Here is a 15,479-nt window from a genome sequence, read left to right as displayed (position 1 = left end):
CTGGCCTGCCACGGTCCGCCATGCCCCGGCTTGGTCAATGCCCCGTATGCTGGTGCGCCGCCGGCGCGGGTCCGCCCAGCGGCCCCACGGCGTAGTCCACGGCCACCGTTCCGGCATTCTCGAACACGAGGGTCCCTTTGAGCGACTGGCCTTCCTTCAGCGGCGCCTTTAGCCCCATCATCATGATGTGGTAGCTGCCCGGTTTCAGCTCGACCGAGCCGCTGGCGGGCACGAGCAGGCCGTTGGGGAGCGGGCGCATGGTCATGACGCCGTTGGCCATGCCCATCTCGTGGATCTCGATCTTGCCGCCGTCGCCCCAGGTGCCGCCGATGAGGCGGTCGGGCTTGTCGCTCGTGTTCCTGATCGTCAGGTAGCCGCCGCCGACACTGGCGCCGGCGGGTGTCGCGCGCGACCAGGGATGGTCGATCACGAGGGGGCCGGCCTTGAACTCGTGGGCGGCGGCCGGCGCGAGGGAGGCCGCGAGGGCCAGGGCGGAGAGGGTGAGGCGCTGCATGGGAAGGTCCCTGGTGGAGATTGAAAGAGGCTGAAGGTGGCGGGCGCCCGCTCATCGGAGTTCGACGAGCCGTGGTTTGCGACCGGGTGGCCGCAGCCAATGGGCGTCATGGCCGGGCCGTGTGCGGAACGCAGGCGACGTGCTGGCGGGGCGACCGAAGGGGCCCGCCGCTGAGGCGAGAACGCGAACCGGACGGTGACCGGCTCAGGCGGCGACACCGCCGGGAGGTGCCCTGGCCGGTCGCGTCGGCAGATCGACCGATGGCGGACCTTGAAGCCGGGCGGTCTCGGGAAGCCGCGTCGCCGGCTGGCGCGGCGGGTGCGGAAGGGCGATGGGAACACCGGGCGCCAGCGCTGCCGTCTCCAGGCCGGCGCGGGGTGCCGACAGGCAACAGCCGATGTCGTGCGCGGCGTCACCCTGCGGGTGGCTTCCCTGGTCCCGATCGGCCAGGCACAGCACGGCCGCGACCTGGTCGGTGAGGGCGGGATCCTGGGCCGCCCTCACGACCGGCGCGAGCGCAGCCTGCAGCAGCAGGGCGTAGCACAGGGCCACGACCCAGGGCGCACGCGCCCGCAGCAATCGGTGCAGGGAGGCCAGGATGCTCATGGCCCATCCATACCAACCTCCGGCGCAGCCGCCAATCCGCGGGAGATCCCGGAGGTGCGGGGCACCTTAGGAAAAGATTAGACAGTTTTCCTAACGCGATCTTTCCCACCGGCGATTGAAAAACGAGACGGGCTAGAGCGTTGCGGGCGGTCCGGCGGAAGAAGTCCGTCGTTTCGCCGCTGAAGGCGGTCACGATGCGCGTCAGGACTCTCTTCTGGGATGGGCGGGACGAACGGGCGCTGGCGGCGCTGTCCATGCTGCGCCCGGATCTCGTGCTGTACTTCGGCGAGCGGCACAGGCTGTCGTCCCCGGAGGTGTTCCAGGCCCTGCGAACGGCCTGCCCGGACGCGATCGTCTTCGGTTGCTCCACCGGCGGACAGTTCCTCGACGCCGAGGTCGTGGACGACGACATCGCCTGCCTCGCCATCCGCTTCGAACGCACGCGGCTTCGCCTCGCTCAGGCCGAGATCCGCTCGCCCGGCACCTCGCGGGCGGCGGGCACGATGCTCGCGCAGACGCTGCGGGCGGACGACCTGAAGGGCATCTTCGTGCTGTCCGACGGGCTGAACGTCAACGGCAGCGAACTGGTCGCCGGTTTCACCGATATCCTCGGCTCGGGCATCCCGGTCACCGGAGGTCTCGCCGGCGACGGTCCCAGCTTCGGCGCGACCCTCGTGGGCGCCGACGCGGCGCCGCGCAGCCACGTGGCGGCGGCGGTCGGCTTCTACGGCGACGCCATTCAGATCGGGCACGGCAGCGCGGGCGGCTGGAACGTCTTCGGGCCGGTCCGCCGGATCACGCGGTCGCTGGGCAATGTGCTCTTCGAGCTCGACGGCGAGCCGGCCCTCGATCTCTACCAGCGCTATCTCGGGCCGGAGGCCGAGGGCCTGCCCGGGTCCGGGCTCCTGTTCCCCCTGCAGGTCTACGACGCCGCCAATCCCGACCACAAGATCGTGCGCACCATCCTGGCTGTCGACCGGGAGCAGGGCTCCCTCACCTTCGCCGGCGACGTGCCCACGGGATGGCGCGCGCAGCTCATGCGCGGGCACTTCAGCCGCCTGGCGGAGGGGGCCGCGGAGGCCGCGTCGCAGGCCGTGGCCGGGGCCGTGCACGAGCCCGTCGAGGGCGACGGCGTCGCCCTCATGGTGAGCTGCATCGGGCGGCGCCTGCTGATGGGACAGCGGATCTCCGACGAGGTCGATGCCGCCGCCTCCACGCTCGGGCCCGGCTACAAGAAGCTCGGCTTCTACGCCTACGGCGAGATCGCGCCCCACGCGACGTCACGCCAGTGCGAACTGCACAACCAGACCATGACGATCACGACCCTGCGCGAGACGGCGGGGAACCAGCGATGAGCATGCGCAGGCTCTTCGCCCGCCAGGTGGCGCGCGCGACCGGGCCGGACGGCCGGGTCGACATCGACGCGCTGGCCGGGCTCGTCGAGGCCGCCTATCTCGAGGCCGAGAACGACCGCGAGCGCACGGACCGCGCCATCTCCCTGATGTCCGACGAGCTGCAGGAAGCCAACGAGCGGCTCCTGGACGCCTTCGAGGTCGTCTCGGAAGGGCTGGTGCTGCTGGATGCGAAGGGACGCTACGTTCTCTTCAACCGCAAGTTCCTCGAGCTCTACGACACCGCCAGCGACGCCATCAAGATCGGGGCGAGCTTTGCCGAGTCGGTCCGCATCGGCGTCGAGCGCGGCCACTATCTCGAAGCGGTCGGGCGCGAGGAGGCCTGGCTCGCCGAGCGCGCCGCCCGGCACCTGGGCCATCACAGCGCGTTCGAGCAGCACTTGCGTGGCGACCGCTGGGTCCGCGTGGAGGAGCGCCGAACCACGAGTGGCGGCAGCATCGGCATCCGCGTCGACATCACGGATCTCAAGCGGCGCGAGGAGGCGCTGAAGAAGCGCTCCGAGGAACTGCTCGAGGCGCAGCGCATCGGCAAGATCGGCGACTGGAGCTTCCACCTCGGCCAGAAGACGGTCTGGTGGTCGCCGCAGATCTACAATCTCCTGGGCATGCAGCAGGGCGAGGGCGACCCGTCGCTGGAGGACGCCCTCTCGCGGTGCGGCGAGGACGTGACGCGCCGTCTCTTCGAGGCCCACTCCCGCATCGCGCGCTCGCGCGAAATCGTCAGCATCGATGCCCAGCTGCTCAGGGGCGACGGAACCTATGGCGACTTCGTCGTCACCAGCAAGCCCATCCTCGACGCGGCCGAGCGCATCGTGGGGTTCTCCGGCACGGTGCAGGACATCTCGGAACGCAAGAGCCTGGAGCGCGAACTCGAGACACTGGCCTATTTCGATCCGCTGACCGGGCTCGCGAACCGCGCGCTGTTCCGCAAGGAGGTCAACGACGTCCTGACGCGCTGCGCGCGGACTGGCCAGAAGGCGGCCCTGATGCTGCTCGACCTGGACGGCTTCAAGGAGGTCAACGACTCCCTGGGCCACAGTTCGGGCGACGAACTCCTGTGCCGTGTCGCCCAGCTGATCTCCCCGATGCTGGGGCCCCATTGCTTCTTCGCGCGGCTCGGGGGCGACGAATTCGCGATCATCATGAGCGACATCGTCGACGAGGCGGCGGCCGAGGCACTCGCCGCCCGGATCATCGCCCGGGTGTCGCAGCCCTTCCTCCTGGAGCGCGGCGACGTCGCCATTAGCACCAGCATCGGCATCGCCGTCATGCCGCGCGATGGCGGCAACCTGTCGGACGTCCAGCGGAACGCCGATCTCGCCCTATACCGGGCGAAGGACGAGGGTCGCGCGCGGTTCGAATTCTTCCGGCCGGAGATGAGCTCGGCCGTGCAGCACAAGCTCGTGCTGGCCAAGGAACTCCGCCAGGCCATCTCGCGCAGCCTCGGCCTGTCGGCCCGCTACCAGCCCCAGGTCGATGCCCGCAGCGGCATGGTCACGGCCTTCGAGGGACTGCTGCGCTGGAACCATCCGACGCTCGGCTCGATCCCGCCCTCGGAGTTCATCCCCATCGCCGAGAGCTCGCAGCTCATCTGCGACCTCGGGCTGTGGATCCTGCGCGAGGCGGCGCGCCAGGCCGTCACCTGGCTCGACATCGGCGCGCCGGCCGGCGAGGTGGCCATCAACGTCTCCGCGGCCCAGATCTGGCATTCCGACTTCCCGCGCGAGGTCGAGGCAATCCTCGCCGAAACGGGCCTGCCGCCGAACCTGCTCTGCCTCGAACTCACCGAGAGCCTGCTGGCCGACCGCACCGAACGCCGCATCCGCAACGTGCTCGCCGATCTCAAGGGGCTCGGCGTGACGCTCGCGCTCGACGATTTCGGGACCGGCTATTCCTCGCTCGGCTACCTGACCCAGTTGCCGTTCGACAAGCTGAAGATCGACAAGGTCTTCATCGATTCGATCGTCACGTCGCCGCGTGCGCGCCGCCTCCTGGAGGGCATCCTCGCGCTCGGCCGCGGCCTCAACATGAAGACCGTGGCGGAAGGCGCCGAGCACGCGGAGCAGGTCGCCGTGCTCCTCGAACTCGGCTGCGACGTGATCCAGGGCTATGCCTTCGCGCCGCCCCTCGAGCCCGAGCAGGCGCTGCAGTTCGCGGCCGCCCACAACCTGCGGGCCGCCGCCGCGCAACCCGGCCAGCACTGCTTCGAGTTCCTCGCCTCCGCGTCGGCCCGGGGCCGCGCCGCCGCCTGATCAGGCCCGGCCGCGTCCGCCGAGACGGGCCTGGCTGCTGCGCGGCGTCGCCAGCAGCAGATGCGTCTCGGACGAGACGATCCCCTGGATGAGCCTGATGCGGTGCAGGAGCGTGTCGAGGGCCGGCAGGCTGTCGGTGCTGAGCTCCGCCACCAGGTCCCACTTGCCGCTGGTGGTGTGGATGGCCGTCACCTCGGCGAAACCGCTCAGCGCGTCGACGACGCGGTCCTTCGCGCGGCCTTCCACCTCGATCATCGTCAGGCCGCGCACCGGCGCCGACACCACGTCCGCCCGCAGCACGACCGTGTAGCCGATGACCTCGCCCGAGGCCTCCAGCCTCTGCATGCGGCCGCGGACCGTGGCCCGCGACACGCCGAGCTCCAGCGCCAGGTCCGACACGCTGCGCCGCCCGTCATGGCGCAGCAGGGAGATCAAGCGTCGGTCCAGCTCGTCCATGATGTGCCGCTTCGGTCAGAATGACATGCCAGAATGATAAGTCATGCCGTCCGCTTTGCCAATTTCGTGCGTTCATTTCGCCATCGTCGGAGCCTACCGTCATGGCCGATGTCGTGGAGCGTGCGACGCGGGAGGAGACGATGGACACCAGGACCTGCATCCTGCTCGGCGCACCGGTTCAGGACGGAACCGGGCGGCTCGGCTGCGACATGGGGCCGAGTGCCTTCCGGGCGGCCGGCATCGGCCCCGCCCTGGAGTCGCTCGGGCACCGCGTCGTCGATCGTGGCAACCTGGTCCCGACAGCCACCCCGAGCACGCCGCATCCCAACGACCGCATCCGGGCCCTGCCCGAAACCGTGGGGTGGACCACGGCGCTGGCCGATGCCGTCTACCTCGCCGGTGCCGATGGCATGCCGATCGTGCTCGGCGGCGATCACAGCCTGGCGGCAGGGACGCTGTCGGCTCACGCGCGGCGCGCGGCGGAGCAAGGCCGGCCCCTCTTCGTGCTGTGGCTCGATGCCCATCCCGACCTGCACACCCTCGAGACGACCGAGAGCGGCAACCTGCACGGGGTGCCGATGGCCTATGCGCTCGGCCTTCCGGGCTTCGAGGGATGGTTCCCGCCGCTCGCGGCGGCGCTCGATCCCCGTCGCGTCTGCATGATGGGCCTGCGCAGCGTCGATGCCGCCGAGCGCCGCATCCTGGCGCAGAGCGGCATCCGGGTGCACGACATGCGGGCCATCGACGAAAACGGCGTCGCCGCGCTGCTGCGCGGCTTCCTGGCCGAGGTGGAGGCTGCCGACGGCATCCTGCACGTCAGCCTCGACGTCGACTTTCTCGACCCCGAGATCGCGCCCGGTGTCGGAACGACGGTACCCGGCGGCGCCACCTTCCGCGAGGCCCATCTCATCATGGAGATGCTGCACGACAGCGGGCGCGTCACCAGTCTCGACCTCGTGGAGCTCAACCCCTTCCTCGACGACCGCGGCCGCACGGCACGGCTGATGGTCGACCTCACGGCGAGCCTGATGGGTCGCTCCGTGCTCGACCGCCCGACCCGGAGCTACTGACATGGATCCGCGCAAGCTGAACGTGGTCCGCTTCGTCAGCGTCGATCGCATGATGAAGCTCCTGCTCGCCATCGGCGTCGAGCGCGCGCTGACGGACCTCGCCACCTGCATCGAGGCGGACTTCCGGCGCTGGGAGCAGTTCGACAAGACGGCGCGGGTGGCGTCCCACAGCCCGGACGGGGTCATCGAGCTGATGCCGACCAGCGACGGCAGCCGCTACGCGTTCAAGTACGTCAACGGGCATCCCAGGAACATCCGCGACGGCCGCCAGACCGTCACGGCCTTCGGCGTTCTCGCCGACGTCGAGACGGGCTATCCGCTGCTGCTCACCGAGATGACCATCCTCACGGCGCTGCGCACGGCGGCGACGTCGGCACTCGCGGCCCGCCACCTCGCGCCACGCGGCGCGCGCACGATGGCCCTCATCGGCAACGGGGCGCAGTCGGAGTTCCAGGCACTCGCCTTCAAGGCGCTGCTCGGCATCGACAGGCTGCGCCTCCACGACATCGATCCGCAGGCGAGCCGGCGCTGCGCGCGCAATCTGGAACGCTTCGGGTTCGAGATCGCGATCTGCCCGTCGGTGGACGCCGCGGTGCTGGGAGCCGAGATCGTGACCACCGTCACCGCGGACAAGACCAACGCCACCATCCTCACCGACAACATGGTCGGGGCTGGCATCCACATCAACGCCGTGGGCGGCGATTGCCCCGGCAAGACCGAGCTCCACCCCGACATCCTGCGCCGGGCCAGCATCGTGGTGGAGTACCCGCCGCAGACCCGCGTCGAGGGTGAGATCCAGCAGTTGCCGCCCGACCATCCCGTCACCGAGCTCTGGCGCGTGATCGAGGGCAGCGTGCCGGGGCGCCGCTCGGATCGGGAGATCACGCTGTTCGACTCGGTGGGCTTCGCCATCGAGGACTTCTCGGCGCTACGCTGGCTCGCGGGCGAGGCGGCGCGCAGGGGTCTCTACGAGGAACTCGATCTCCTGGCCGATCCGGACGATCCGCGCGACCTCTTCGGCATGCTGCTGCGGGCCGAAGCCGCCTGAGCCTCGGCCATCGCCTTCGTGCCGGTGGGGGCTGGTGAACCTCTTCGCGCGCCGCTACCTGAAGAAGCTCCGGCCGAAAGCGGCCGAGCCTGCGGAGGCACGCGCATGAACACGGACCACATCGCCATTCCCGGCCCCAGCGTCGGCACGCAGCACGCGCTGACCCTGATGCGCTTCGGCAAGACGGGGGCCCGGCCGCAGGTCTACATCCAGGCCGCCCTTCATGCGGACGAGATTCCCGGCATGGCCTGCGCCATCGTGCTTCGCCGCCGGCTCGAGAGCCTTGAGAGGGGAGGGGCCCTGCGCGGCGAGGTCGTCCTCGTTCCCGTCGCCAACCCCGTGGGGCTCGCCCAGGCCGTCCTCGGGTCGGAGATCGGGCGCTTCGACCTGGCGAGCGGCGTCAACTTCAACCGCGAGCACGCTGCGCTCGGCGAGGCCCTCGTCGAACGGGTGCGCGCCGCTCTCACCATGGACCGGGACAAGAACACGGTGCTGGTGCGCGAGGCGCTCGCCGACCTGATCGCCGCGCTGCCGGCCCAGACCCCGGCCGAGCATCTCAAGAAGGCGCTGCTGGCCATGGCCGCGCAGGCGGACATCGTCCTCGACCTGCACTGCGACGCGGAAGCCGTGGTGCATCTCTACACCACGAGCCACTCCGCCGGCACCTTCGCGCCGCTGGCCGCCCGCCTTCGCGCCCTGGCCTATCTCATCGCGGACGTCTCGGGAGGCGACCCGTTCGACGAGGCGTTGAGCCGGCCCTGGGCCGAACTGGCCGCTGCGATACCGGACAAGCCGGTCGCCCTGGGCTGTCACGCCACGACGGTGGAGTTGCGCGGCCAGAACGACGTGTCGTCGGCGCTGGCGGAAGCCGATGCCACGGCGATCCTGGCCTTCCTTCAGGACGTCGGCGTTCTGGCGGGACAAGCGGACCCGGCCCCTGACGCCTTGTGCGAGGCGACGCCGCTCGCCGCCTCCGAACCGATCGTCTGCCCCGTGGGCGGAGTGCTGACCTTCCGCCACGACGTGGGCGCCACCCTTCGGGCCGGTGAGCCGGTGGCCGACGTGACCGATCCGATCAGCGGCGCCGTGACCACCATCCCCTCTCCCTGCGACGGGGTGCTGTTCGCCCGGGTCATGGGCCGCTTCACGCGGCCCGGGCGGCGGCTCGGCAAGGTGGCGGGGCGGGTGGCGCATCGGACCGGCAAGCTGCTGGGTGCGTGAGGAAGCGACCCACGACGGGCCATCCGCCCGTCGTGGGTCTCGCAGGCGCCATCCCGCTGCCGCGGCCCGCTTGGCCGGTGGGCCCATCTCGCGGACACCGCGGCCTTCGGAGCAAACGCGCAGGTGATCAGTCCCTGCGCGATTATGATGCAAAATCACATTCCGCGGGTCAGTCGCCATTGCCCACGTTTTGTGCGGCGACTATCAAGCCACGGAAATTAAACAAAAATACAGAAAATCAATCTCTGGCACGCGCCTTGCAAAGCTCTGGAGACTTTCCGCTGAGGAAAGCTCGCTTCGCAGTCGCCCGCAGTCCTCGCAACCCCCGCCGAGACCGCATGACCCAGAGTGCCGAAACCGTTGCCGATGGCGAAAGCCCGACCAACCTTCCGGTCCGGATCGGTGCCGAGGCCGTTCCGGGCAGGCTGGGGGAAGGGCTCGCCGTCGAGGGCGTCGTGCACGCCTATTCGGGTGCTCCTGCCGTCCAGGACGTCGGCTTTGCCGTACCGGCGGCCGGCGTTGCCGCGATCCTGGGTCCAAGCGGCTGCGGCAAGTCGACCATGCTGCGCATCATTGCCGGTCTGGTGCGGCCCAAGGCCGGCCGCGTGCGGATCGGAGCGCGGGACGTCACGGAGGTTCCAGCGCGCGAGCGGCGCGTCGGCATGGTCTTCCAGAACTACGCGCTGTTTCCGCACATGACGGTGGCCGAGAACGTCGGCTACGGCCTCACGGCCCTGTCGCGGGCCGAGCGGAAGGCGCGCGTCGAACAGCTTCTCGCGCTGGTGCGCCTCGAGACCTACGCGGACCGGCTCCCCCGGCAGCTGTCGGGCGGCCAGCAGCAGCGCGTCGCGGTGGCGCGGGCGCTGGCGCCGCGACCGGCCCTGCTGCTGCTCGACGAGCCCTTCGCCGCGCTCGACCGCGCCCTGCGCGCCGACATGCAGTTCGAGTTCCTGCGCATCCAGCGCGAGCTCGGCATCACCACCATCCTCGTCACGCACGACCAGGAGGAGGCGCAGGCCGTCGCCGACACGCTCATCGTGATGAACGCCGGGCGCGTGGAGCAGGTCGGCACGCCTGCCGAACTCTACGACCGGCCGCGCACGCTGTTCGTGAACACCTTTGTCGGGCAGGCCTCTGTCCTGCGGGCGACGGTCGTCGACTACGGCCAGTCCTCGGCCGTGGTCGGGCTGTCCACCGGCGAGCGTCTCGCCCTCGACCGCCGCGTCGGCTTCACGCCCGGCGCGCCCATCGCCCTCGTCGTGCGGCCCGAGCACGTCACGTTGCACGCCGAGCCCGTCGCGGGCGCCGTGCGGGCGCGCCGGATCCTCAGCGTGCCGCAGGGCCCGCTGCTCATGCACGACCTCGTTCTTGCCGACGGCACGGCCCTCAAGGCCGTCGCGCAACGCCTCCCGCATGCGCCTGCACCGCCTCCGGAGGAGGACGTCTTCGTCACCTTCGCCCTCGACCACTGCCAGATCTTTCCAGCGTCCTGTTCCTTGCACCCCATCAGAAAGGTCACTCCGATGTCCGCGACTATCCTGTCCCGCCGTCACGTCCTGGCCGCCCTCGCCGGCACCGCCGCTCTGCCGATGTTCGGCGCCGGCAACGCCCGCGCCGCCGGCTCCATCGTCGCCGCCGCCTTCCCGGGATCCTGGGAGGATGCCTACCGCGCCATCATCGCGCCGCTGGTCGCCAAGCAGGGCACCGAGCTTGTGATCTCGCCCGCGCTGGCGCAGGACCAGCTCGCCAAGCTGCTCGCCAGCCAGGGCAAGCCCGCCTACGACACGGTCATGATGTCGCCGGGCCAGACGACGGAGGCCGTCGCCAAGGGGCTGATCGAGAAGATCGATCCGAGCAAGCTCAAGAACTGGAGCAAGCTGCCGAAGTCGGCCCAGACGGAGTACGGCCCCAACGTCACGGTCGAGATCACCGGCATCGCCTACAACCCCACGAAGGTTCCGAAGCCCTCGACCTACAAGGACCTGTTCGAGAACCCCGCCTATGACGGCAAGGTCGCGTGGCTGGGCTTCGGATCCAACACGGCGACGCTCGCCTGGATCGAGGTCGCGAAGGCCTTCGGCGGAGGCGAGGACAACATCGAGCCGGCCTTCAAGATGCTGGCCAAGCACCTGGCCAAGGTCGGCGCCATCGCCAACAACGGCAACCAGCAGATGTCGCTGTTCCAGCAGGGCGAGGTCGCCGTGTTCATGGCCAGCACGGGCAACGTGGCGCGGTTGAAGTCGCTCGGCGTTCCTTGCGAGTTCGTCCACCCGACCACGGGATCCCCGGCGCTGCCGGTCGCGCTGCACCTCGCCAAGGGCTCGGCCAACGCCGAGGGCGTCTACCAGTACATGGACGCGGTGATCTCCGCCGAGGCCCAGACCAAGCTCGCCGAGCCGCCGACCGAGATGATCCCCACCAATGTCGACGTGCCGCTGACGGCCAGCATCAAGAACTACGTCACGGATGCCGACATCAAGAACCTGATCTACCCCAACTGGGCCAAGATCAATCCGAACCGCGCCGCCTGGACGACGGAATTCGACAAGATCGTGAAGAAGTAACGGGCACGGCGGGTCGGCATCATGAACCGCGGCGGTCTTCCGTTCCTCGCGCCGATGGTCATCCTCTCGGGTGCGGGTTTTCTCGTGCCCCTGATGGTGCTCGGAGCCTTCAGCTTCGCCGATCCGGCGGGGGGGCTGACGCTTGCGAATTACCGCCGCATCCTTGCCGACCCCTTCGCCCTCGGCGTCCTCGTCGATACGCTCGCCCTGGGCGCGAAGGTCGTCGTGCTCACGACGCTGCTCGGCCTCCCCATCGCCATGCTGTTCTGGCATGCGGGTCCGCGCCAGCGCAGCGTGCTGGTGTTCCTCACGCTGCTGCCGATGCTGACCAGCAACGTCGTGCGCACCTTCGCCTGGATCGTCATCCTCGGCCGCCAGGGGCCGGTCAGCCAGGCGCTCGTCAGCCTCGGCATCTTTCCGGTCCCGAAGAGCCTGCTCTTCAACGAGACGGCGGTCGTCGTGGTGCTCAGCCAGATCGAGCTGCCGCTCCTCGTGCTTCCCGTCATGGCCGTGATGGCCCGGGCCGACCGCAGCCTGGTTTCCGCGGCGGAGACGCTGGGCGCAGGGCCCTGGCGGATCCTCTGGACCGTGATCCTTCCGCTCGCGGCGCCGGGAATCCTGGCCGGCTGGGTGCTGGTCTTCGCCAGCGCCACCACCTCCTACGTCACCCAGTCGGTGATCGGCGGCGCCCGGCACATCTACCTGCCCCAGTATGTCTACCGGGAGGTCGGAATCCTGTTCCAGTGGCCCTCTGCCGCCGCCATCGCCTTCGTCCTGCTGGCCTCGACCGGCGTCGTGATGCTGGCCGTGGCCGCGCTGTCCCGCCATCCGAGGCTCGCCAGCCATGGCTAGTCGAATGCGCTTCAGCGACCTCTCCTACCGCGTCGCGCTCTACGGTGTCGGTGGGCTCGCGATCGTCTTCATGGTGGCCCCCATATTCGTGGGCCTCGCCACGTCCTTCACGGCGGGGCAGACCTTGAAGTTTCCGCCCGACGGGCTGTCGCTGCGCTGGTACCGCGCGCTGCTGGATCCCGTGCAGTCAGCGCCCATCCACACGGCCCTGTGGAACTCGGTGCGCATCGCCTTCCTGGCCGTGGTCGGCGCGCTCCTCCTCGCCATGCCGGCCGCCTATGGGGCGTCACGCGTTGGGCCGAAGACGGCGGCGGCCGTGGAGCCCCTGATGCTCGCGCCGCTCGTGCTGCCGACTCTGGTGTATGGGCTTGCCGCGCTCATCACCTTCAGCGGCATCGGCCTGCGGCCCTCCTTCCCGCTCGTCGTGGTCGGGCACGTGGTGGTGTTCGGTCCGCTGATGTACCGCGCCTGCGCGGCCATCGCGCAACGGCTCGATCCCTCGCTCGTCGAGGCCTCCACGCTGCTCGGCGTCGGCCCGTTCATGACCTTCGTCCGCGTCACGCTGCCCCTGATGGTGCCCGGCATCCTGGCCGGCGCTTTCCTCGTGATGATGCAGTCGCTCGACAACGTCTCCGTCACGCTCTTCCTGGCCGACGCCCGCACCTCCGTGCTGCCGCTGCGCATGTTCCAGATGATCGAGGAGTCGCTCGACGTGCGCGTCGCTGCGATCTCCGGATGCCTCATCGCCATCGCCTTCGCGGGCCTCTTCCTGGCCCAGAAGGTGCTCGACCCCCGCCGCTCCACCTGAGCTTCCCCGCGCCCGGCGCGCCACCGACCACAACAAGCAAGGGACCAGTCCGATGACGCCCCCGGCCCGCCCCAGCATCGCCGCCCTGATGGGCGATTTCGTCGCCGACTTCGACTTCGTGCCGCCGCCGCAGCTGCCGCTCGAGGAGTACGAGGAGAGGCTGCGCAAGGTGCGCCGCGAGGCGGTGGTCGCCGGCCATGACGCGATCGTGGTCCTGACCGACATGGTCGGCTGGTTCCACACCTCGAACGCCTACCTGCGCTACATGATCGACTGGATGCGCGAGGGCATCCTGGTCATCCCGACGGACAATGACAAACCCCTGCGCCTCCTCACCTTCTTCACCGAGTCCGTGATCCTGCCGCCCGGCGGCGAGCCGCTGCTCGTGGACGACATCTGGCAGGTCGGCGCCATCGGGCGCGAATACGCCGACCGCCCCGGCTCCTCCTCGGGCCGCGCCATCGAGGCCGCGGCGGAGATGCTGGTGGACATGTTCGGCCCGCGTCCGCAGATCGGCCGCATCGGCGACGCCAAGACCCTGCCCCTGTGGGCCCAGCTCGCCGAGCTCATGCCCTCGGCGAAGTTCGTGCCCGAGAACGGCATCATCGATCGCATGCAGCGTGTCCGCACGCCGCGCGAGGTCGCGGTGTTCCGTGCCGCGGCGCAGATGGTCAGCGTCGCCACACAGGCCGCCTACCACGTGACCCGTCCCGGCGTGACCGACTTCGAGATCTACTCGGCTTTCACCTTCGCGCAGCTGGCGCTGGGCGGCGAGACGGGCGACGGCTACCAGATCGGCATCAACGAGTACGGCACCCATTGCGGAAAGCCCTACGGACGCGTCGTCCGCCCCGGGGACCTGATCAACCTCTACGTCTCGAACGTCACCTTCCGCGGCTACACCGCGCAGACGGCGCGCATGATCGCCGTGGGCGACATCACCCGGCACCAGGAGAAGGTGATCGCCGCCTGCGTCGAAGGCGTGAAGCGCGCGGAAAAGCTGATCCGTCCCGGCGCCCTGTTCCGCGACGTCAACAACGCCGCCTTCGAGCCCTATATCGAGAACGGCATGCTCACCTCGCCCGAGGCGCGCAGCATGCCCTACATCTGGGAGGGCGGGGCGGACGGCAAGCCGCGCCCCGTGAAGCGGCAATACGTGCCGGACGCCGACTGGGAGGCGCAGGGCCGCAAGCTCATGCACGTCTACCCGGCGCAGTACGGCCCCCACAATCCGAACCTCGGGCACTCGATCGGCATGGCCGGGTCCAGCAACAGCTTCAACGTCTCGTCCCACAACTACGATCGGCTGGAGGAGGGCATGGTCTTCGTGCTCCACACCCAGTGGGTCGAGCCGCTCGTCGCCGGCTGCAACGTCGGTGACCTCTACGTCGTCACGAAGGACGGCTTCGAGAACCTGAGCCGGCACACGCCGCTCGACCTGCACAGGGTTTAGGCCCATGGTCGACATCGCCGAGACGAGGAACCTGACGCTGGCAGGCGGGCTGAAGGTCCTGCACGCAGCCATGGCCGAAGCCGAGCGAATCGGGCGGCCCATGTGCATCGCCGTGGTCGATGCGGGCGGCAACCTGCTTGCCTTCGCGCGGATGGACGGATCGAAGGCCCTCAGCGTGATCTCGTCGACCAACAAGGCGCGCACCGCCGCGCTCAGCGCCGAGCCGACGGGCGGGGCGCATGCGGACGTGGAGATCCAGATCGCGCTGGCGTCGGAGAACAAGTGGACCAACCTCATCGGCGGCCTGCCGATCAGGATCGGGGGCATCGTCGTCGGCGCCGTGGCCGCGGGTTCCGGCACCGGAGCGCAGGATCTCGCCGTGGCCCGTGCCGGGGCGGCGGCTATCGCCGGCTCGGACATGTTCGACGGCTTCGTCCCGATGGGAGCCGAGGATACCGGCATCGTCCGCGGGTCCCACCCGAAGGCGGTTCGTGACTGACGTGGGCTCACGCGACCCGGCCTTGCCTTGGCCCTTCGTCTTTCCGAGTATCGCGGCGAGTCGGGCGCCCGGCGGCCCGAGGCGGGGCCGGCCCGGCACGCCGAAGCGAGCGGACGAGTGATGGCCAAGCAGCCCAAGCCTTCAGCGGACACGGATCTCCAGGTCGGCCTGCGCGTGAAGCACGCGCGGATCATCGCCGGTATCCGCATGCGCGAACTCGCGGAGAAGATCGGCTGCGCCGAGAGCTCGATCTCCAAGATCGAGAACGGCCACGTCATTCCCTCTCTGCCCATGCTCCAGCGCATCGTCGAAGCGTTGGGCCGCGACCTGTCCTCCTTCTTCGGCGCCAACCTGAATTCACCCGGCATCGTGCAGCGCGCGGGCGAGCGCCTGCGCACGACAAACGATCCCATCCGCGACGGCAAGGGGATCAGCTACGAGAGGATGGTGGCCTTCGGGCGCGGCAACATCCTGGAGGCCAACATCCACGTGGTGGAGCCGGGTGGAGGACGCGTCGACAAGGTGACGCACCAGGGCGAGACGCTGGGCTACGTGCTGGAGGGCCAGATCGAGCTCACCATCGAGAACACCGCCTACACGCTGAACCCGGGCGACAGCTTCCACTATCGCAATCATCTGACCAGCAGCTACCGCAACACCGGGGAGGTCACCGCGCGGATGCTGTGGGTCAACACGCCCCAAGTCCACTGAGGTCGGTCTCCTG

The 15,479-nt window shown here is 69.5% G+C and carries 14 protein-coding genes; 11 read left to right on the top strand and 3 right to left on the bottom strand.

Features of this window, described 5'->3' with window-relative positions; translation table 11 throughout:
* Window positions 1-34: 34 nt before the first annotated feature.
* Together Q0Q47_RS21680 and Q0Q47_RS21675 are read right to left on the bottom strand one after the other, a co-directional pair.
* Entirely contained in the window at window positions 35-514 is a 480-nt protein-coding gene (locus Q0Q47_RS21680; protein ID WP_293864694.1) for a copper chaperone PCu(A)C, read from the bottom strand.
* A gap of 204 nt (window positions 515-718) precedes the next feature.
* Window positions 719-1,120, bottom strand: coding sequence for a hypothetical protein (locus Q0Q47_RS21675; RefSeq protein WP_293864691.1), 402 nt, complete (start codon window positions 1,118-1,120; stop codon window positions 719-721).
* A gap of 194 nt (window positions 1,121-1,314) precedes the next feature.
* Here Q0Q47_RS21675 and Q0Q47_RS21670 point away from each other — a divergent pair, with 194 nt between their 5' ends.
* Both Q0Q47_RS21670 and Q0Q47_RS21665 read left to right on the top strand, forming a co-directional pair.
* Window positions 1,315-2,475 carry an FIST signal transduction protein gene (locus Q0Q47_RS21670; protein WP_293864688.1) on the top strand — a complete coding sequence of 387 codons (1,161 nt, stop codon included), beginning with the start codon at window positions 1,315-1,317 and terminating at the stop codon, window positions 2,473-2,475.
* Complete coding sequence (locus tag Q0Q47_RS21665; RefSeq protein ID WP_293864684.1) at window positions 2,472-4,784, top strand: EAL domain-containing protein; 2,313 nt, start codon at window positions 2,472-2,474, stop codon at window positions 4,782-4,784. The genes Q0Q47_RS21670 and Q0Q47_RS21665 overlap by 4 nt, the downstream gene beginning before the upstream one ends.
* Here the strand turns inward: Q0Q47_RS21665 and Q0Q47_RS21660 are convergent, their stop codons facing one another.
* Complete coding sequence (locus tag Q0Q47_RS21660) at window positions 4,785-5,240, bottom strand: Lrp/AsnC family transcriptional regulator (RefSeq protein WP_293864681.1); 456 nt, start codon at window positions 5,238-5,240, stop codon at window positions 4,785-4,787.
* Window positions 5,241-5,380: 140 nt separating this feature from the next.
* On the opposite strand from Q0Q47_RS21660, the gene rocF reads away from it, so the two are divergent.
* The 9 genes from rocF to Q0Q47_RS21615 all read left to right on the top strand — a co-directional run bounded on the left by rocF (window position 5,381) and on the right by Q0Q47_RS21615 (window position 15,466).
* On the top strand, window positions 5,381-6,310 hold the full coding sequence (gene rocF, locus Q0Q47_RS21655; RefSeq protein ID WP_293864730.1) for an arginase: 930 nt from the start codon (window positions 5,381-5,383) through the stop codon (window positions 6,308-6,310).
* Window position 6,311: 1 nt separating this feature from the next.
* Window positions 6,312-7,358: an ornithine cyclodeaminase gene (locus tag Q0Q47_RS21650; RefSeq protein WP_293864678.1), complete on the top strand. Its 1,047-nt coding sequence runs from the start codon at window positions 6,312-6,314 to the stop codon at window positions 7,356-7,358.
* Between the two features lie 105 nt (window positions 7,359-7,463).
* Window positions 7,464-8,579: a succinylglutamate desuccinylase/aspartoacylase family protein gene (locus Q0Q47_RS21645; protein ID WP_293864675.1), complete on the top strand. Its 1,116-nt coding sequence runs from the start codon at window positions 7,464-7,466 to the stop codon at window positions 8,577-8,579.
* 338 nt (window positions 8,580-8,917) lie between these two features.
* A complete protein-coding gene (locus tag Q0Q47_RS21640) occupies window positions 8,918-11,143 on the top strand; it encodes an extracellular solute-binding protein (RefSeq protein ID WP_293864672.1) in 2,226 nt (741 codons plus the stop codon).
* Window positions 11,144-11,164: 21 nt separating this feature from the next.
* Window positions 11,165-11,995 (top strand): ABC transporter permease, encoded by an 831-nt coding sequence (locus Q0Q47_RS21635; protein WP_293864669.1) that lies wholly within the window; start codon window positions 11,165-11,167, stop codon window positions 11,993-11,995.
* Window positions 11,988-12,803 (top strand): ABC transporter permease, encoded by an 816-nt coding sequence (locus tag Q0Q47_RS21630; RefSeq protein WP_293864666.1) that lies wholly within the window; start codon window positions 11,988-11,990, stop codon window positions 12,801-12,803. The genes Q0Q47_RS21635 and Q0Q47_RS21630 overlap by 8 nt, the downstream gene beginning before the upstream one ends.
* 52 nt (window positions 12,804-12,855) lie before the next feature.
* Window positions 12,856-14,256 (top strand): Xaa-Pro peptidase family protein, encoded by a 1,401-nt coding sequence (locus tag Q0Q47_RS21625; RefSeq protein WP_293864663.1) that lies wholly within the window; start codon window positions 12,856-12,858, stop codon window positions 14,254-14,256.
* A 4-nt stretch (window positions 14,257-14,260) separates the two neighbouring features.
* Window positions 14,261-14,755 (top strand): heme-binding protein, encoded by a 495-nt coding sequence (locus Q0Q47_RS21620; RefSeq protein WP_293864660.1) that lies wholly within the window; start codon window positions 14,261-14,263, stop codon window positions 14,753-14,755.
* 120 nt (window positions 14,756-14,875) lie between these two features.
* Complete coding sequence (locus Q0Q47_RS21615; RefSeq protein WP_293864657.1) at window positions 14,876-15,466, top strand: cupin domain-containing protein; 591 nt, start codon at window positions 14,876-14,878, stop codon at window positions 15,464-15,466.
* Window positions 15,467-15,479 lie beyond the last annotated feature (13 nt).

The sequence above is a fragment of the uncultured Alsobacter sp. genome, from assembly GCF_945952055.1.
Classification (GTDB): Bacteria; Pseudomonadota; Alphaproteobacteria; order Rhizobiales; family Beijerinckiaceae; genus Alsobacter.
This window is presented reverse-complemented; position numbering and strand designations above follow the sequence as displayed.